Origin of the sequence: Flagellimonas baculiformis (assembly GCF_033441575.1) — a bacterium.
Taxonomy (GTDB): Bacteria; Bacteroidota; Bacteroidia; order Flavobacteriales; family Flavobacteriaceae; genus Flagellimonas; species Flagellimonas baculiformis.
In genome coordinates, this window is sequence record NZ_JAUZVW010000010.1 from 70934 (window position 1) to 89931 (window position 18998).

Consider the following 18998-nt stretch of genomic DNA (forward strand, 5'->3'; position numbering starts at 1 on the left):
ATTTCACAGATCGGATTTCCGCAAACGTCTATCGCTTCCGAATCGCCTACATCTTTATTGGAATTTTGATTCAAAATGTAAAACAATGAAGATTCAGGCAATAGCAGCTATTCTCTTACTGGGCTTCCAAATTAACGCTCAGGAAATGGATTCTTTGGCCACCAAGCAAGTTTGGTCATTGCAAGATTGTATTTCCTATGCTTTGGAGCACAGTATAGATGTTAAACAAGTGGCTTTGGACAAAGATGGGGCTGAGGTAAACCTAACCCAATCCAAATACGCAAAACTTCCAAATTTAAGCAGTAGTGCGTCACAAAACTTTTCCTGGGGTTCCTCCATTGACCCCATTACCAGTGATTTTGTTTCCCAACAGATAAAATCCACCAATTTGGGATTGAGCACTTCGGTAACCCTTTATAACGGAAATCAATTGAACAATGCCGTAAAGCAAAACCGTTTGATGGTGGAGCAAAACGAGTTGTATGTGGAAGAAGCAAAAAACAACATTAAGCTCAGTATTTTGGAGGCCTACCTGCAAATTCTGTACAACAAAGAAAGCATTGAGGTGGCACAGAACAACTTGGATGCTTCGGAACAGGAAGTGGAGAGGGCCAAAGCCCGTTTGGAAGCAGGGACCATCGCCATGATAGATTATACCGATGCCCTTTCCCAAGCAGCGACCAACAAAACCAATCTGATTACAGCCAAAAATAGCTATGCACAACAGATCATTGTACTCAAACAATTGCTGGAGTTGGACCCAATGGTCGATTTGGAGATTGAACCTTTGGAAAACCCCTTATTGGAAGGTCAAGCAGTACCTAATAAGATGATGGTATATCAAAATGCCATTGGAAAAATGCCAGAAATAAAGGCTTCTGAACTGGGCACTGCCATCAATGAAAAGGATTTGGATATCGCCAAAGGTGGATTTCTCCCCACCTTGTCACTTACAGGAAGTGTTGGTTCAGGGTACACCAGCACCAATGATTTTACGTTCACCGATCAGTTGGATGTAAACTTCAACCAAAGAGTAGGATTGTCCCTTACCGTTCCCATTTTTTCAAAATACCAGAACAAGGCCCAGGTAGCGACGGCCAAAATCGGGATAGAGCAATCCAAATTGCAACTACAGGCCGCTAAAAAAGAACTCTATCAAAAAATAGAGACCGCATGGCAAAATGCCCAGTCGGCACAAGAACAAATCGAGGCCTCTAAAGCTGCCAGTGATGCAGCTGAGGAGTCTTATAAATTGGCACAGAGAAAATACGAACTCAATGCGTTGAGCACCACAGATTTGGTCATCAGCCAAAATACCTACACCAACGCACAATTGAATTATTTACAAGCAAAATACTTGGGCATACTGTACAACGAACTGCTCGATTTTTACCAAGGAAACGAAATAAAACTTTAACAAGATGAAAAACAAAAAAATTAAATCCATAGCCATAATCGCTGGAGTTATTTTGGTAGCAGTGATAGGGTATAGAATGATGTCAGGAAAAGCACAGTCCGAAGTAAAGGCAGAAACCCTAAAAGTACAAATGGGTGAGGTGACCAACATGGTGACCGCTACAGGAACCGTTGAACCATTGAACGAAGTGGAAGTGGGCACCCAGGTGTCCGGTGAAGTAGAAAAAATCTATGTGGACTTCAACAGCGTAGTTAAAAAGGGGCAATTGTTGGCCGAATTGGATAAGACCAATTTAAAAGCGGCCTTACTTCAAGCACAAGCGACCTACAACAATGCGGTAAACGAAAAGGATTACTATCAAAAAATCTATGACCGTCAAAAGGTTCTTTTTGAAAACAAAGTGATTAGTCAAGCGGATTATGATGAAGCATTGTACAACTTGAACAAATCCAAGAGTACGGTGGTACAGTCCAGTTCCAACTTGACCGAGGCCAAAACCAATTTGGGATACGCTGATATTTATTCCCCAATCGATGGTGTGGTGTTGTCCCGTGAAATTGATGAGGGACAGACCGTTGCTGCAAGTTTTGAAACACCAACTTTGTTTACCATCGCCAAGGATTTGAAAAAAATGCAGGTTGAAGCCGATGTGGATGAAGCCGATATAGGTGGTGTAGTGGAAGGGCAACGCGTTGGATTTACTGTAGATGCTTACCAAGGCGAAACGTTTGCAGGAACGGTAACCCAAGTGCGTTTGGACCCAACAGTGGAATCGAATGTGGTAACCTACACCGTGGTGATTGAAGCAGAGAACCCAGAATTGAAGTTGAAACCTGGACTAACTGCAACCATTTCCATTTATACGTTGGAGTTGAAAGATGTGTTGACCATCGAGGCAAAGGCGGTCAATTTTCAACCTAACATGGATCTGCTGATGAAATATTATGAGCAACAGGATTTGGGCATGATGCCACCATCCGATAGGCCAACACAACCGAGTGATAATGTTACGGTTGTATGGAGCAAGACTTCATCCGGAATTCAGCCAAAAGAAATCAAACTGGGTGCCAGTGACGGAGTTAATGTGCAAGTAGTGAACGGTGTGTCCGAAGGAGATGAATTGGTATATAGCTTAAAAGAAATTAGCAATGCAGAGGCAGATGAAGAAGCTAGTTCTGGAAGTCCGTTTATGCCAAAACCACCGGGACGTAACAACGACAAGAAAAAAGAGAACTAGGAAATCATGGCAAAAACAATCATTAAAATAGACGACCTAAAACGGGAATTCCGAATGGGGGATGAGATTGTTCATGCCCTTAAAGGAGTGTCCTTGGATATTCACGAAGGAGAATTTGTGACCATCATGGGATCCAGTGGTTCAGGAAAAAGTACCATGCTCAACATTTTGGGCTGTTTGGATAGCCCATCTTCAGGGTCCTATCTTATCGATGGCGTGCCTGTGAACAGTTTGAACAGAAACGAACTGGCCACCATCCGAAACGAGAAAATTGGATTCATCTTTCAGGCCTACAATCTATTGCCAAGGACAACCGCGATTGAAAATGTGGAACTGCCTTTGATCTATAACAATAAGATTTCTTCCGAAGAAAGGCATCGAAGAGCCGTTGCAGCTTTGGAAATGGTGGGTTTGGGAGAACGTTTGGATCACACCCCAGCACAACTTTCTGGTGGACAGCAGCAAAGGGTGGCCATTGCACGTTCCTTGGTGAACGATCCCGTGATCATCTTGGCGGATGAGGCAACGGGTAACTTGGATACCAGAACCTCCTACGAAATTATGTCACTTTTTCAAGAATTGAACAGAAAGGGGAAAACCATCGCCTTTGTGACACACGAACCGGATATTGCAGAATTCAGTGGAAGGACCGTGGTTTTGAAAGATGGACATATCATCAAGGATGAAATCAATACCGACATTAACGATGCGGCAAGAGAATTGGCAGCATTACCAAAAGAGGACCACGAATGAAAACAAGGATATTAAATCTTATCAAAATCGCATTAAAGGCCATTGTGCTGAACAAAATGCGAACATTGCTCACCATGTTGGGTATCATCATCGGTGTGGCATCGGTAATTGCCATGTTGGCTATTGGTGAAGGATCGAAACAAAGCATTCGGGACGAAATTTCGAGCATGGGTTCCAATATGATAAATATTAGACCTGGTGCCGATATGCGAGGCGGGGTACGAATGAATCCAAGCGAAATGCAATCTTTGAAATTAAAAGATTACGAAGCCCTTAAGGAGGAAGCATCTCTTTTGGCATACGTTACCCCACAAGTAAGCGGAAGCGGACAATCCATTAATGGAGCCAATAACTGGCCCACTTCCATTTATGGGGTAAATCCAGAATACTTGGATATTAAAATTTGGGATTTGGAAGATGGGAGCATGTTCACCAATGCTGAGGTACAATCAGCGGCAAAAGTGGCTGTGATTGGACAAACCGTTGCGGAAAACCTGTTTACCAATGGCGAAGACCCAATTGGCAAAATGATTCGATTCAACAGTATTCCCTTCAAAATAATCGGTGTTTTATCAGAAAAAGGGGAGAGTAATTTTGGCCAAGATCAAGATGATGTGATTTTGGCACCCTATACCACGGTTCAAAAACGTATTTTGGCCATAGATTACATCCAATCCATTGTGGCTTCTGCCATCAGCGAGGAGGATGCCCAAGGAGCAGTTGACGAAATATCCACTATATTGCGTAGACAACATGATATTGGTAGCAACGAGAACGATGATTTCAATGTGTTTTCTATGGATGAATTGATTTCTACCTTTAGCTCCACAAGTGAAATGTTGACCATATTATTGGTGGCCATCGCCAGTATTTCCTTATTGATCGGTGGTATCGGAATTATGAACATTATGTATGTATCGGTAAAAGAGCGTACCCGTGAAATTGGTCTCCGCATGTCTGTTGGTGCCAAGGGTTCGGATATTTTATTGCAATTTTTAATTGAAGCTATATTGATCAGTGTAACAGGAGGATTGATAGGTGTAATTCTTGGATTTACCGCCACTTTGTTCATCAAGGGCGTTTTGGGTTGGCCAACGATCATCACATCATATTCCGTGATTGTTTCCTTCTTGGTGTGTGCGGTCACAGGTATTTTCTTCGGATGGTACCCAGCCCGTAAGGCATCAGCATTGGATCCAATAACAGCATTACGATACGAATAACCGGACCAGCATGGGAGCTCTTAAAAATAAATGGCGTACGGTTTTCTTCCATGTGATGGTATGGATGGTCTTGTTCAGTTTCCCCTATATTTTAAGTTACGACACCGATCAAGCTTTTAAACATGTGTTTGCTTTTTCGTGGATACCCTTGTTTTTGTACATGGTGGTTTTTTACCTGAACTATATTTATTTGGCGGACAAACTGTTCTTTTCAAACCAAAAGGTAGTTTTTATCATTGCCAATGTGGTTTTGGTGATCTTAATGATCGGCATTAGGGAGGGTTTAACCGAATACTTTTTTCCAAGACCCAATCGGGGAGATGGTTCAGGTCCGCCAAGAACTATGGTGTATTATGTGCAAACCCTATCTTTTTTGGTGCCCATTGTTTGGGCAGCTGCCTTACGAACCATGGAACGGTTGATCAAATCGGAAGTAGAAAAGAAAGAAGCGGCCAATCAACAGTTGAAATCGGATCTGCAACATTTACAATACCAGCTACAACCACATTTCTTCTTCAATTCCCTGAACAATATTTATGCGTTGGTCAATATCTCTCCTGAAAAAGCAAAAAGTACCATTCATAGTTTAAGCAAATTGATGCGGTACTTGTTGTATGATACACGGACCGAACTGGTGCCCTTGTCCATGGAGATTGAATTTTTGGTAAAATACATAGAGTTGAGCAAGTTGCGTTTGACGGACAAAACCAAGGTGGAATATCAGTTTCCAAAACCTGATTCTAAAGTGAAAGTGCCGCCATTGCTTTTTATTTCATTGATAGAAAATGCGTTCAAACATGGAGTGTCTGCGCAAGAAGAAAGCAAAATCTTGTTTGAGATCGCTTACGATAACAAAAAGATCGTATTCAAAGGCGAGAATACCGACTTTCCAAAGACCCACAAGGATGAAAGTGGATCGGGAATCGGATTGCGCAATCTCAAGGACAGATTGGAGCTTTTATATCCGAATAAACATTATTTTCATACGGAAGTTGAATCTGGACATTTCCACGTTACCTTAGAAATTCCACTTTGAATCTGAGTTATGAACAAAAGTACCTTGAGCTGTATTGCCGTTGATGATGAGCCCATGGCTCTAAAATTGATTGAGGGTTATATCACCAAAACTCCCTCCTTGGAATTAAAGGGTACTTTTTCCAATGCCATCGATGCCATAGAAAATTTCAATGGAAATCCAGTGGATCTTCTTTTTTTGGACATTCAAATGCCCGACCTCAGCGGGATGGAGCTCTCCAAAATTGTAAAGGACAAAACCAAAGTCATCTTTACCACAGCTTTTAGTCACTATGCATTGGAAGGGTATAGAGTGGATGCTGTGGATTATCTACTAAAGCCTTTTAATTATGCCGAGTTTTTATCAGCTGTACAAAAGGCCCATGACCGCATTCATCCACAACAAACCGAAACCACTAAAAAGGGAGACAGTTTGGAAAAAGAATTCATTTTTGTAAAATCAGGGTATAAGCAATTAAAAATTGCGTTGGACCAGGTGCTTTATTTTGAAGGATTAAAGTGTAATAGTTAAGACTTAATCTGACAATCTTTATAAATTAGTTTAACCCTTAAATTAGATTTGTCAGATGAGTACAGAAGAAAAGATCATCAAACCAAAGTTAGGACTGCTGGAACTTGCCAAGCAGTTGGGCAATGTTTCCCAAGCCTGTAAGGTGATGGGATTGGAAACGCCGGACATAGTATACCACCTTCGCCGGACAAAATTGAGCACCCTCAAAACCATCACAAAAATCTAATTTTCAACTCACTAAAACCAAATATTGGATGGTTCAAATTTTCCGCTTTTAGTGGACTCAACCATCCGGCCCATCCACTCATCCAGGAGACTTGTGAAAAAGAGTACGGAGGCTCCCATGGTCATGCCATTGTGCTTAGGGCCACCTTCTATCAATAAAACCATTTTATCCTTCCATATCCCGAACGGGTCAATAGTCAGGATTGCTTTCATTGGTTCCACAACATGGGCAATAGGAAATAAATGAACATACCCAATACAAGAATGGAAATAAGGTTCATAAAAAAGCCTGATCTCACCATATCGGGAACCCTTAGGTATCCCGATCCAAAAACCACCGCATTTGGTGGAGTGGCCACGGGCAGCATGAACGCACAGGATGCCGCAGAGGTACAGGCCACCATCAATATAAAGGGGTCTATTCCCAAGGTAAGGGCCAAAGGTGCCAAAACCGGAAGCATCATGGCCGTAGTGGCCAAATTCGATGTGACCTCCGTCAGGAAATTGATGCAGGTAATGACCAACAGCAGCAAAACCAACAATGGCAGTCCATCAAAAAAAGCCATCTGGGCACCTATATAGCTTGCCAGCCCTGTATCCTCAAACCCTTTTGCAATGGCCATTCCTCCTCCAAAGAGCAAAATAATGCCCCACGGAATCTGAACAGCTTCTTCCCAACGCAGTATGGAACCTTTTCCATTTCCGGTAGGCAACGCGAAAAGTACAACTGCCGATGCTATGGCTATCATGGTGTCATCAATGGCCGGCACGAAATGTTTTAACAGGAAGGAGCGGCTGATCCAACAAAAGGCTGTGAGCACAAAGACCCCTAACACGATCCTTTCTTCCTTTCCAATCGGTCCCAGCTCGCTCAGAAGCCGGTTTATTTCCTCTTCCCCCCCGGGAAACCTTCCCTGCCTCAAAGGGTAGGCAATTCGGGTGAGGTACAGCCAGGCCAAAACGAGTAATATAGAGGCCACGGGAAGCCCAAATTTCATCCACTGCCAAAAACTCACATCCACACCATAGGTTTTTTGGACAAACCCGGCAAAAACCAGGTTCGGTGGGGTCCCTATCAAAGTGGCTATTCCCCCAATGGAAGCAGCATAGGCAATGGCGAGCATCAGCATCTTTCCGAATATCTCGTTCTCATCCTGTTGGGTGACTGGGTTGTCCTTTAACTGTTTGATAATGGACACCGCCATGGGCATGACCATCACAGTGGTCGCCGTATTCGAGATCCACATGGAAAGGAATGCCGTTGCCACCATAAATCCAAGGACGATGGTGTACATATTGGTGCCAATGATCCTTATAATATTCAATGCAATGCGCTTATGTAAATTCCATCTTTCAATGGCCACTGCCAACATAAATCCGCCCATATACAGAAAAACATATTTATGCCCGTAGCTGGCCGTGGTATCTCCGAGGCTTATCGTATCCAACAAAGGGAACAGAATAATCGGCAACAGGGCAGTGGCGGCAATGGGCAACACCTCCAAGACCCACCAAATACCTATCCAGACCGTGGCCGCAAGCAGGTCCCTTCCTTGATTAGAAAGGCCTTCCCCTTTAAAAAATAAATGAATAAAGACAAAAAGTAAGGGGCCAAGGACAAAGCCCAAACGTTTATAGAGCATTATATTACGAGTTGTTTAGTACATGTGCACAATAAAAAAGGGAGCATCCCAATCCATGACCGGCGCTCCCTTTTTTAATCCGTTGTTCTTAGTCGATATTCTCCTGGTCCAGCCAGTACAACAAATAGGGAATGTTATAGGCATGCGTCCAGCCAAACACACGAAGCCCTTGGTTGGTTTGCCAGTTGGTAAAGCGTCCTTTACTTTCTGGAAGGTTCGAAATTTTGACCAGATCATCGCTATATGCTACGGCATTTTCATATTCCTCCGGTTTTTTGGGCAGTTCACCAATCTTAAGTACCTCTGCCCTAGCAAGTGCCTCATTCAGGTATACTTTTTCTCCACTGAACTCATACCCGATCAGCAATGGATAGATCGTTGCTAGGTACGATTCCATTTCGTGGTTCAATGGGGGTACGTCGCGAACCCATCTTGCGTGGTTAACCAGAGCTTTTTTCACCCTTTCGTCCCCTGTGATCTGTTGGTATTTGTAAAGGCCTTGGGCCACATAGGTTTGGCTATATCCATATCTGTCCAATAGAAGGTTGCCTCCTTGTCTCTCTTGCAATTCCAACATGATGTTCACCCTATCATCCAGTTCATCCTTATATTTTTTGAGTTTGGTGGCATCATAAAGTTCGACCAAATTAAGAACGGACAGATAGAGTCTTCTTCCCCTTAGGTCGTGTTCCCCCCAAATTCTATTGATATAGGTGTCTCCGGTCATTTTGGCCACTTCAAGAGCCCGATGGTCGGCTGCCAGATAGTAATCCGCAATCCATCCCTGGATCCAAACGTGTGCACTCAAAAGGGCATTCCAATGTTCGTTGGCATGCCTTCTGCCTATACCCAGATAAGGGGTGGATTCCGGTTCGTCCTCATAATTCCAAAAATCTATCGCATCATTGATCTCCCCATAATAGGTGCGCTTTCTTGGCCAGTGGATATTATCCACATCCATGGTATGCCTGCTCATGGCCTGTGCCAGATTGAAGAATTTGGGATCCCCGGTTCGCATAAAATTGGTCCAAAGCATGAAATCGGTCGTGGGCTCGTTATTGGTCCACATGACCCATCTTCCATTGAAGAAATAGGTCTTGCCATCACCGTAGTCAAATATACCGTACCATGGTTCGTTCTCTTGGTTATAGGTCCACCACTGATACTTGTACTGCAATGCGTTTTCAAACTCTGGATGCTTTTCGGAAAAAGGGGCCATATTGCCATACACCTTAGAACCGGTGTACCATTCTGGGGAAGCATGTGCCACGGGAGCATCCAAAACATAGTCCATTTTCTGACCCACTCCTTCAGGGGAGTCATTGTCATGGAAATAATAAATGAACTCTGTTGTTTTGGTGATGCCCTGGGCAAAATTGTCCAACATTTCGCCATCGCTCTCAGTGTTTGCCCTAGCAAAACTTTTTGGGCCATTTTCCTTGGGCCAGATACTTCCTGTCAACGTAGATGTGGAAGCGTCCAGTTCTATCCCTTTGGGATATTCCTTCAAGAAATTCTTTATGCCGACACCAACCCCTCTTTTCCCGTCGGAAACATTTATCCATCCCTTTGCCTTTTGGGCCTGGGCGACATTGTCGCCGGCCTTGTCCACAGTGGCCACAAAGCTTGGTTGTAGTTCTTCTTCTTTTTGATCTTCCTCTTTTTTAAAGCCACTCATATATAGGCTTCTAAGGCTTGGGCTTTTTTTACCCTCGGGTCCTTTCTGTAACAATTGTACGGTTTCATCGCTAGTAACGGTCACTTCCTCCATGACAGTCTTGGCCTCTTCATCTTTCCAATCCCCATCATACAAAGGCATGGTGACGCTCACATTCTCATCCAAATGGTATTTGAGTTGAAGACCGACCCCTGCTATCTGGTCATTGGGCTGGGTCCATCCTGGGTCGTCCGTTGTTTGTTCTGATAAGATCTTATCATTCTGTGTTGCAATGTTGGCATGCTGGCCTTCCTGAATCTTATGCTTGTCGGGTATGCCCGTATAGGTCATGGTATGGAGCACTTTAATATAGCTTTTTCCTGCATAGGTGTGCAACCAAATGGAGAAGGGGGATATGTTATTGTCCGCCCTATTGTAGGTATAGGTTCCCTCTATCCTAAATATGGAATGCATCGGTCCCGAGCCTTTTTCCCTAAAAACCTCATTGATGACGGCTTTGGATGCATCGATTCCGGCATCGTCCAAAATATCGAAGAAAGACCCCCGATTCTCCCCCTTTGATGAGCCGATCAATTCATTATCCGCAAATTTCCCGTCTTGGTCGGAATCCAGATATACCTCATCCAAAAATCCGTTGCCCCTCTTATGGATGGAAAAAGAGAGCGGCCCCGTGTTCACATCTATCCCACCCTGTGGTCTCATGTTATTGGTGGATATGATCTTTTCCTTTGGAAGCATGGGCGCCACACTGTCCCCATACTCCAACACATACTCAGAACCTTCTTCAGAGAAAAAGAACACCCAAACCCACTTGATGCTCTCATCTATTGGACCCCAATTGGATACCTCCGTAGTCTGGCAGGGAATCTCTGCGCCATCGGCAGTCAACAACCGAAGGTTGTCCACTGAGTACAGTGCCCCTTTGGGAAAAGGGATTCCCAACGTTACGGGTGCGCCTTTTTTGTTGTTCTCAATGGTGATGCTTACCTGTTTGCCAGGTTCTGGCTTCGCACAGGACTTTAGCAAGAAACATGCGAGCAGTACTGTTATAACTATTCTCATTTTTTATAAGGTTATTTGTTTTACAGACATAGTGCGGCTGCACCCAAAATGGGTGAATCCACCAGATCTGATGTTTCAATTTTAAAATGTTCCAGTTGTTTTTGATAGGCAAATGAACCAAGGGAATGCATTACGGCATCCTTGAAAAATGGGTACGCATTGCTGATAGACCCCCCGAGCACGATCATCTCGGGCGCAAACAGGTAGAGAATGGCCTTTATGGCCTCTCCCAAGTGCTTTCCATATTCGTTGAATGCTTCCAGGGCCAAGGAATCTCCTTCCAATGCCCTATTGAAAAGTGCTTTGGCGGATTCCCCATATGTTTCCTCAAAGAAAAAACTGCCTGTGTAATGCTCCATGATACCATTTTTATAGGGAAGCATGCCTATTTCCCCTGCACCGCACAAAACACCATTGTACAGCTTGTTGTCTATTAAAATCCCCATACCGAGTCCCGTACCCAAGGAAAGTGCCACGCAATTGGTATATGTTTGCGCCTTTCCGAAGTATTTTTCGCCCAGTGCAAAACAATTGGCATCGTTGTTTATGAACACAGGCACCTTATACTTTTGATATACCAAATCCTTCAGTGCCACTTTGGTCCATGCAGGAATGTTCTGCACATCGTACACAATACCGGATTCTGGGTCCACCACTGCCGGGACTCCAATGCCAATGGCCTCCACAGAATCGGTCATTACTTTATTTATAATTTCAAAGAGTTTATCAAGGGTTGCTTCTTCCGTGTCATTTCGGCCAACCTCCACCAAATGGCTTTGCAATACCGATCCATTGACCACTTTACCTGCCTTTATATTGGTACCCCCAATATCAACCCCTATGAATTCCTTTTGCATGGAACTAGCTTTCTTTTTTAAGGCTAATGGTCTTGTTGTTGACCAATGGTTTTGCCCAAAAGCCTATGGTAAATATGAATGCCAGTGGAATCAGCAAAAAGAACATTCCAGACCTTAGGGTAGTCATTTCCCCTAGGCCGCCAACAATGAACGGGATGACCGCCCCACCAGCAATTCCAGTGCAAAGAATCCCCGAAAGTGAACCGTGGTGTTCCTTGACTGAATTGAGGGCCAATGAAAAAATGATGGAATACATGACCGAAATAAAAAACCCGACCATCGGAAACCCGATCAAGGCCATTTGGGAAGAACCTGTCAAGGCCAATACCAAGAACACTATGGTTATGGCCGTTGCAAATATCAACAGTTTACGGCTGTCCATAAATTTCAAGAGCACGAGGCCCAAAAGACAACCTACGGTCAGCATGGCCCAAAAATAGGAAACTGTGTCCGCTCCCACGGTTTGTGGGTCCAACCCATGGTATTGGTATAAAAATTGGGAAATCCAATTGCCTACCCCTTGCTCGGTACCCACATAACAAAAGATCCCCAAGAAATACAATATGGTCCATTTGTTTTTCAAGAGGTCCCAATAGGAACTACCATCCCCTGCCTTCTCATCCGCTGTTTTTTCAAACTTGGGATACCTTGTCATAAAAACATAGATGAAGAGCAAGACCGATATGGCGGCAAACACAATATATAATGACACCCATGGCAGGTTTTCTGGTACCCACGAACGTAATGTTTCCGCTATGGCATCTCCTTGAGTTCCATCCCTATCCACCAAATATTTATATAGATAGGGGCTCAAAAATGAAGCTGCACCGAACACCAACTGTGCCAGTACCGAATTGAACGCAAAGTGTTCCTCGCCACCAGCAACCCTCAGCATTGGGTTTATAATGACCTGCAAAACGGCCATGCAGCAACCCAAAGTGAACAGTGTGATACTGAACATGCCGTATTGGGGCACAAGGGCAAAACCCAGGGAAGCAAGCGCCATGACCAAGAACGATACGGACAACAAGGTCCTTTCACTATACTTCTCGGAGAGGAATCCTGCCGGAATGGACATGATCCCATACGCGATAAAGAAAGTGAATGGCAGTAAGCCCGTTAAAGTAAGGCTTAGATCAAAACTGTCCTTTACGTCGACTATAATAGAATTGAGTATGTTGGTAATGAATGATATTACAAAGAATACCAGCATTACCAGCCCAATGATATGATAGTATCTCTTGGTCGTGGGCTTGCTATTCTCCATTGGTAGTTAGTTGGTTATTAATCGGATGCTCTTCCTGGGCTTGGTTTGCTTGGTTTGGGTTCTATTTGCTCCCCAACATAGGGAACAATTGTTTGATCTCTTCTTCTGTAGGTTGCTTACCGTACTCACATATCTCAAAGAACTCAACTTGTTGTACTTTGGACATATCCCTGCCCGGATACCATTTCTTGGCCGCTTCCAAAGTGCTTGCATCTGGTTTTCTGTTCATCCATCTGTTCTTGAGCCATGCCAAGCGTTCTTCTTTTCCTTTGGGTATGGTCGACAAATCGGTACCTGCGGTCCATGGCAGCCATTCGAACATTTGCGAATCGTGGGCCGCCAATCCGGCAACTTTGGTATCAATGACTTCATCCACTATTACTGCTATGTCCTTCTGGAATGGATAGGGTTTTTGAAAATGATCGCTCATATAAAGAAAAACCGGGTTTTTATCCAAAGGAGGGGTATCAGGGGCCACGTTGGGCACAATGTTCATGTAGGCCGCATCTTGAACTACGGATCCTGCATTCCTATGGTCTGGGTGGTAATCGTTCGGTCTAAGTCCCAAAACGATATCCGCATCCCAACCACGAATCCTTCGAATCACTTCCAAACGGACGTTCAATGTTGGGAACAATTCCCCGTCGTGGTTGTCCAATACTTCATATTCGGCAATTCCCAAGGCCTTTGCCGCATCCTTGGCCTCTTGTCTGCGCTTTTTGGCCAATGGCCCGCCTCCCATGCTCTGGTGACCTGCATCACCGTTGGTCAATGCAAGGAATTTTACGTTGTGTCCCATTTTTGCAAAAAGGGCCGCCGTACCTCCAAATTTGGAATCGCAATCATCGGGGTGCGCCCCAATGGCTATGATGTTCAACACTTTTTTTTCTTGTGCTTGCATTACCACGAAGGCAAAGCACAGGCATATTGCCATTGTCAATTTTCTCATTGTCTTTATCTGTATTTGGTTTATTATTTTATTGCAATCAAATCCCAGGTCACTTCTTTCCAAGCAACTTTCATATTAAAAAATGCTGCATCCTCCAATTGAGTTGGGACCATAGAACCATAAGTAGGCAATCCATGGTTGGGGCTATCAATCAAACTAACTCAATATATAGAAAACGCTAACTTCCAGTCTTTTAAATCCTAATTCTGCGTAAAATTTGGATTGATATCCATCTCGCGTTGCGGAATAAAGAAATATTCACGGGTTCCTGTAATGACCGGTTCTGCTTCAATCACCTTGTTGATGGCATTGAAACGTCTCAAATCGGCCCATCTGTGGTTTTCAAAGGCGAGTTCCACCCTTCTTTCATGGAGCAGTTTCTCTTCGAATGTGCCTGGTGTGGCCGCATTTATCTCTCCCAAATCTGCCCTTTCCCTGACTTCATTGATCAAGTCATAGCTTTCATCGGTCTCACCCAGAGCCTCGGCCAACATCAGCAGCACATCGGCATACCTAAAGACCACAAAGTTGATGTCCGAATCATTTTCTATGGCTATGTCCGCTTGGTATTTCTTGATGTACAATGCCTCCACCACTTCGGCATCCAAGTTTATATAAGAATCTCCCATGGAGGCATCATACCTGGAATCTCCATCCTCATAAGCTTCTTGCATGGACACCGTTGGCCTGTTCCTTCCGTACCCTGCACCTGCCTGCAAAGCGGAGCTGGGGGAAAAGTCATTGGTGAACAGACTTCCTTGGCCTATCCCACCGCTCATGAACTGTACCTCAAATATGGATTCTTCATTGTTCTCGTTGTCCACACCCCACAGATCTGCATATTCAGGCACCAAATCATATCCGTAACTTGAGATGATCCTACGCAACACGGTCTCTGCGGCGGTATTGTTCCCCAAAGTAAGCTGCACCTTGGCCAGCAATGTGGCCGCTGCCCCTTTTGTGGCTTTGCCAACGCTGCCGGAAGGATATGAAACGGGGAGGTAACCTTCCGCTGTTTCCAAGTCGGTCACCATTTGTTCCAAGATAACAGTTTCCGAGACCTGGACCAATTCGTCGCCGGCCACATAGGACTCCAACTGCAATGGTACATTCCCAAAGGCAATGGCCAGGTGATAGTACATCAGGGAACGGATAAAAAGGGCTTCTCCAGCGATTCGATCCCGAGTGGACGCATCCATTTCAACAGAAGAAATGCGTTCCAATATGACATTGCAATTTGCAATTACCTTGTAGGATTCACTCCAGGCCGTTGATACCTGTTCGTTCAAGGCATCCTCCGTGAAAGCATTGATTTCGGTGTACTGTCGTGCAAGACCTGTTGCATCAGGTCCTTGATCGGTGTTATCGCTTCTCATCTCGAACATGGTCCAATAGCCCCGTCCATAGACACCAGTGCTCTGTAATCCTCTATAACTGGCATTAATGGCCACTTCGAAATCATCCGCGGATTTATAGAAATCGGCCTCGTTTCTGTTAGAGATCGGTGCGAGATCGGTAAAATCTTCGCTACATCCGGTAAATAGTACCGTACATAGCATTATATATAGAATTCGTTTCATTTTTTTCCGTTTTTAGGTTAGAACTTTAGGTTTACTCCCATTGTAAAGGACTTGGTCAATGGAAAAGCGCCATAATCTTCTCCCGGAGTCAAACTATTGGTTGTAATACTACTAACCTCAGGGTTGTAGCCCATATAGTCTGTAATGGTAAACAAGTTGGTACCGGTGATGTAGAAACGTAGTTTTTGGATCTTGTTGCCGAACAGATTATCGGTCGGCAAAGTGTACCCTAGTGTAACATTTCTCAAACGGATATAGGACCCATCCTCAACCTGAAAAGATGATGGTCTTTGGTTGTTACCGTGATTACCAGTTCCCCTGTCCGCTCTTGGAACCCACCCATTTCCTGGGTCGGAGGCCGATCGCCAACGATCATTGAACGCTGCATATGAGTTAAAGTTGGCCTCTCCGTTCAACAAGTGTCTTCCGGTAAGGTTGAGTATCTCATTGCCCTCGACCCCTTGTATCAAGAAACCGAAATCAACGCCCTTAAAACTTAGCCTGTTGTTGATACCCCAAGTAAAATCCGGGAAATAACTTCCCGTAACGGTCCTATCATCTGGGGTAATCTGACCATCACCGTCTACATCCTTGAACTTGAAGTCCCCTGGGCCGGGATTGGGAGCCTGGGTATCGACCGGAGCACTATCAATTTCCTCTTGGGTCTGGTAAATACCTTCCACAACATAACCATAGTAGCTGCCTATGGGGTCCCCTACCCTTGTTACGTGGCGGATACCCGCACTTCCTGTGGAATATATGGGTTCATTGCCTTCATTGAGTGCCAGCACTTCATTCTTGTTGGTAGAAAAGTTGATATCCGTATCCCAGCTGAAATCGCCCACAAAGTTTTTGGTGCTCAAAGCAATTTCAAAACCTTTGTTCTGGACCTTACCAAGATTTCTCAAAGTGGTCTCAAAGCCAGATACGGATGAAATGGCCACATTCAGCAAGAGATCCCTGGTTTTGGTGTCATAGTAGTCCGCCAACAGGAACACCCTGTTGTTGAAGAGTCCCAACTCCAGACCCACATCCACTTGCTCGGATTTTTCCCAAGTCAAATTGGGGTTTGGTATGGTGGACTGGATGATTCCGTTGACCTCATTGCCAGCTAGGTTATAGTTCTGTGGGGACAATAGACCTACAGCTCCATAATTTGGTATCTCAAAGTTACCTGTCTGCCCCCAGCTCATTCTAAGTTTCAATTCGGAGATGGTCTCCGAAGAGGATAGGAAAGATTCCTCGTTCAATCTCCATCCCACTGAGAATGAAGGGAAATATCCAGTTTGGTTGTTCTTACCAAAACGGGAAGATTTATCGGAACGGATGGTTCCTGTAAAGAGGTATTTGTCCTTAAAACTATAGTTGACCCTGAACAGCGAAGAGAGTAAGGACCATTGTTCCTTCACTGATGTTCCGGCATATACCTGTCCACCGCTAATGGTGGTCACCAGATCATCGGGATAGTTATTGGCCACAACCCTTTCCAGTCTTACATTGTCCTTTTGGGCGGTATATCCCAAAACGGCATCCACGTAGTGGTCCCCAATTTCCTTTTTCCAACTCAATGTGTTCTCCCACAACCAGTTGGTCTCGGTAGAAGTAGATGCCTGCCCATAAGGGTTTCCTACAGTGGAGTTGCGCAGCAACAATGTATTGGCCCGGTAAAAATCTTGGTTGAACAAGTTGATGTAAACACCTCCCAAGGTTTTAAAGCTCAGATCGGGTAGGATATCGTAGGTCAGACCAAGGGTCCCCCTGTTCTGAAATTGGAATATCTGATCGTCCACTCCCTCTATGATCGCCAAGGGATTACTGGCCGTGGTGGTTCCTCCTGCCAAGTGGGATTGGTTGTCCAACTGATTGATGGTTCCATCCGCATTGTAAGGTTTCACCACCGGGGAATGCACTATGGCCGAGTATACAATTCCTGGAGGGGTCGCAAAGTATGGTGAATTTGCAGGCACCCTTTGGTTTTCGGTCACTGTAGGGGCCAACCTTAGATCTAGGTTCAACTTCTCGGTCAATTGGGAGTTGAGGTTCATCAGCACAGAATACCTTTCAAATTTTGATTTTTCTATGATTCCGTTTTGGGAAAAATACCCTGCGGAAGTATAGAAACTTGTCTTGTTCCTGATTGGGGATGCATAGGAGAAGTTATAGCTCTGGACGACTCCTGTCTTAAAGATTAAATCTTGCCAATCCGTCTCGGTACCATCCCAGTTCACATAGGATGCAGGCATTTCGTAATTTGTATTCCCACGATCACCAGGTCCAATGGGATCATCGACCGAAGCTCCTGGGATATCCACCAAATAATTGTTGTTCCTGGCATCCCTTGTATAATCGATAAGTTCAGCGGCATTCATTAGGTCTATCTTGTTGGCCACCGATTGGATGCTCACGTAGGAATCAAAAGAGAAAACACCTTCTTCGGTACTGGAACCTTTTTTTGTGGTGATGAGCAATACCCCGTTACCACCCCTAGATCCATAAATTGCGGCGGCGCTGGCATCTTTCAACACCTGCATGGATTCAATATCGTTCGGGTTAAGGGTGCCCAATGGGTTGATGGTCGGCGGTTGAAATGCCTGTGACTGATTGGACAAGGAACCCAATTGGCTGGATGATGTAAGGTTTCGGGAAATTGGTATTCCATCCACTACGAACAATGGATCGTTACCAGCGGAAATGGAACCTGAACCCCTGATCCTAATATTGGGGGCCGCTCCCGGTTCACCTGAAACTTCCTGGACCTGCACACCTGCCACTTGTCCAATAAGTGCTCCTTCTGGTGTAATCGTAGGGACGTTTACTATGGTTTCCGGTTGGATGGAAACTACGGAACCCGTTACTTTTGTTTTTGCGAGTGTACCATACCCCACAACTACCACTTCTTCCAAAGCGGCTGCATCGGGCTCCATCCTAACAGTTACGGTAGTCAGACCGGCAACACTGACTTCTTTGGGCTTATAGCCAATATAGGTTACCTGTATAACAGTGGTCCCAGAAGGCAATGAGAGTTCGAACTTCCCATCAAAATCGGTAGTTGTACCCACTGTGGTTCCTTTGGCAATGATGCTTGCCCCTGGCAACGGGACCCCATTTTCGTCCACAACCGTACCTGTAAGCATCGATTGGGGGTCTTGGATCTCAATTTTCTTTTGGGGCACCAATGAAGGGAGGGTGGGTTCTCCAACCTTTTTGATGACAATCTGCCTTGCGATTACCTCATAGCTCAATCCTGAACCTTTAAAAAGTTGTTTCAAAAAATCCTCAATGCACAAATTCTTATGAAAAATGGTGACCTTTCTAGTAAGGTCCACTTCAGAAGCCTCATAAAAAAACTTGTATCCGGTGGATTTTGTAATGGTCTCAAAGATGTCCCCAACTTGTTGGTTTTCAAAGCTCATGGTGACGACATCGTCCTGTGCACAATTGGTGGCGTTGCCAAAACTGAAAAAAAGTAGCAAGGACAAACAGCACAATACATTCTTACTGAGCTTTTTAGCCCAGGCACATATAGTTTGGTTTTCTTTCATGATTATTTTAGTCTAGTCA

Annotated in this window: 14 protein-coding genes; 7 read left to right on the forward strand and 7 right to left on the reverse strand. The window is 44.6% G+C overall.

The window, feature by feature from the left end; all coding sequences use genetic code 11:
* Positions 1-85 precede the first annotated feature (85 nt).
* The 7 genes from SD450_RS14255 to SD450_RS14285 are packed head-to-tail and all read left to right on the forward strand — an operon-like array spanning position 86 to position 6402.
* Positions 86-1417, forward strand: a complete 1332-nt coding sequence (locus tag SD450_RS14255; protein ID WP_318345131.1) for a TolC family protein — start codon at positions 86-88, stop codon at positions 1415-1417.
* 4 nt (positions 1418-1421) lie between these two features.
* The gene (locus SD450_RS14260) at positions 1422-2654 is read left to right on the forward strand and encodes an efflux RND transporter periplasmic adaptor subunit (RefSeq protein WP_318345132.1); all 1233 of its coding nucleotides are present in this window, start codon (positions 1422-1424) and stop codon (positions 2652-2654) included.
* A gap of 6 nt (positions 2655-2660) precedes the next feature.
* Positions 2661-3407, forward strand: coding sequence for an ABC transporter ATP-binding protein (locus SD450_RS14265; protein ID WP_318345133.1), 747 nt, complete (start codon positions 2661-2663; stop codon positions 3405-3407).
* Positions 3404-4630, forward strand: coding sequence for an ABC transporter permease (locus SD450_RS14270; RefSeq protein WP_318345134.1), 1227 nt, complete (start codon positions 3404-3406; stop codon positions 4628-4630). The genes SD450_RS14265 and SD450_RS14270 overlap by 4 nt, the downstream gene beginning before the upstream one ends.
* A 10-nt stretch (positions 4631-4640) precedes the next feature.
* Positions 4641-5666, forward strand: a complete 1026-nt coding sequence (locus tag SD450_RS14275; protein ID WP_318345135.1) for a sensor histidine kinase — start codon at positions 4641-4643, stop codon at positions 5664-5666.
* Between the two features lie 9 nt (positions 5667-5675).
* Positions 5676-6176 (forward strand): LytR/AlgR family response regulator transcription factor, encoded by a 501-nt coding sequence (locus SD450_RS14280; protein WP_318345136.1) that lies wholly within the window; start codon positions 5676-5678, stop codon positions 6174-6176.
* 55 nt (positions 6177-6231) lie between these two features.
* Positions 6232-6402 carry a hypothetical protein gene (locus SD450_RS14285; protein ID WP_318345220.1) on the forward strand — a complete coding sequence of 57 codons (171 nt, stop codon included), beginning with the start codon at positions 6232-6234 and terminating at the stop codon, positions 6400-6402.
* Between the two features lie 208 nt (positions 6403-6610).
* Here SD450_RS14285 and SD450_RS14290 read toward each other — a convergent pair whose 3' ends face one another.
* From SD450_RS14290 to SD450_RS14320, 7 genes are all read right to left on the reverse strand, one after another.
* A complete protein-coding gene (locus SD450_RS14290; protein ID WP_318345137.1) occupies positions 6611-8044 on the reverse strand; it encodes an SLC13 family permease in 1434 nt (477 codons plus the stop codon).
* Positions 8045-8132: 88 nt separating this feature from the next.
* The gene (locus SD450_RS14295; protein ID WP_318345138.1) at positions 8133-10784 is read right to left on the reverse strand and encodes an exo-rhamnogalacturonan lyase family protein; all 2652 of its coding nucleotides are present in this window, start codon (positions 10782-10784) and stop codon (positions 8133-8135) included.
* A gap of 20 nt (positions 10785-10804) precedes the next feature.
* On the reverse strand, positions 10805-11641 hold the full coding sequence (locus tag SD450_RS14300; RefSeq protein WP_318345139.1) for an ROK family protein: 837 nt from the start codon (positions 11639-11641) through the stop codon (positions 10805-10807).
* Positions 11642-11645: 4 nt separating this feature from the next.
* Positions 11646-12908, reverse strand: coding sequence for an MFS transporter (locus tag SD450_RS14305; protein ID WP_318345140.1), 1263 nt, complete (start codon positions 12906-12908; stop codon positions 11646-11648).
* A gap of 61 nt (positions 12909-12969) precedes the next feature.
* Positions 12970-13857: a PIG-L deacetylase family protein gene (locus tag SD450_RS14310; protein ID WP_318345141.1), complete on the reverse strand. Its 888-nt coding sequence runs from the start codon at positions 13855-13857 to the stop codon at positions 12970-12972.
* Between the two features lie 200 nt (positions 13858-14057).
* A complete protein-coding gene (locus SD450_RS14315) occupies positions 14058-15437 on the reverse strand; it encodes a RagB/SusD family nutrient uptake outer membrane protein (RefSeq protein ID WP_318345142.1) in 1380 nt (459 codons plus the stop codon).
* 17 nt (positions 15438-15454) lie between these two features.
* The gene (locus tag SD450_RS14320; RefSeq protein ID WP_318345143.1) at positions 15455-18979 is read right to left on the reverse strand and encodes a TonB-dependent receptor; all 3525 of its coding nucleotides are present in this window, start codon (positions 18977-18979) and stop codon (positions 15455-15457) included.
* Positions 18980-18998 lie beyond the last annotated feature (19 nt).

Excerpts from the sequence above, each read along its gene's own strand:
- SD450_RS14255 (WP_318345131.1), top strand. The coding sequence starts at position 86 with ATGAAGATTCAGGCAATAGCAGCTATTCTCTTACTGGGCTTCCAAATT.
- SD450_RS14260 (WP_318345132.1), top strand. The coding sequence starts at position 1,422 with ATGAAAAACAAAAAAATTAAATCCATAGCCATAATCGCTGGAGTTATT.
- SD450_RS14265 (WP_318345133.1), top strand. The coding sequence starts at position 2,661 with ATGGCAAAAACAATCATTAAAATAGACGACCTAAAACGGGAATTCCGA.
- SD450_RS14270 (WP_318345134.1), top strand. The coding sequence starts at position 3,404 with ATGAAAACAAGGATATTAAATCTTATCAAAATCGCATTAAAGGCCATT.
- SD450_RS14275 (WP_318345135.1), top strand. The coding sequence starts at position 4,641 with ATGGGAGCTCTTAAAAATAAATGGCGTACGGTTTTCTTCCATGTGATG.
- SD450_RS14280 (WP_318345136.1), top strand. The coding sequence starts at position 5,676 with ATGAACAAAAGTACCTTGAGCTGTATTGCCGTTGATGATGAGCCCATG.
- SD450_RS14285 (WP_318345220.1), top strand. The coding sequence starts at position 6,232 with ATGAGTACAGAAGAAAAGATCATCAAACCAAAGTTAGGACTGCTGGAA.
- SD450_RS14290 (WP_318345137.1), bottom strand. The coding sequence starts at position 8,044 with ATGCTCTATAAACGTTTGGGCTTTGTCCTTGGCCCCTTACTTTTTGTC.
- SD450_RS14295 (WP_318345138.1), bottom strand. The coding sequence starts at position 10,784 with ATGAGAATAGTTATAACAGTACTGCTCGCATGTTTCTTGCTAAAGTCC.
- SD450_RS14300 (WP_318345139.1), bottom strand. The coding sequence starts at position 11,641 with ATGCAAAAGGAATTCATAGGGGTTGATATTGGGGGTACCAATATAAAG.
- SD450_RS14305 (WP_318345140.1), bottom strand. The coding sequence starts at position 12,908 with ATGGAGAATAGCAAGCCCACGACCAAGAGATACTATCATATCATTGGG.
- SD450_RS14310 (WP_318345141.1), bottom strand. The coding sequence starts at position 13,857 with ATGAGAAAATTGACAATGGCAATATGCCTGTGCTTTGCCTTCGTGGTA.
- SD450_RS14315 (WP_318345142.1), bottom strand. The coding sequence starts at position 15,437 with ATGAAACGAATTCTATATATAATGCTATGTACGGTACTATTTACCGGA.
- SD450_RS14320 (WP_318345143.1), bottom strand. The coding sequence starts at position 18,979 with ATGAAAGAAAACCAAACTATATGTGCCTGGGCTAAAAAGCTCAGTAAG.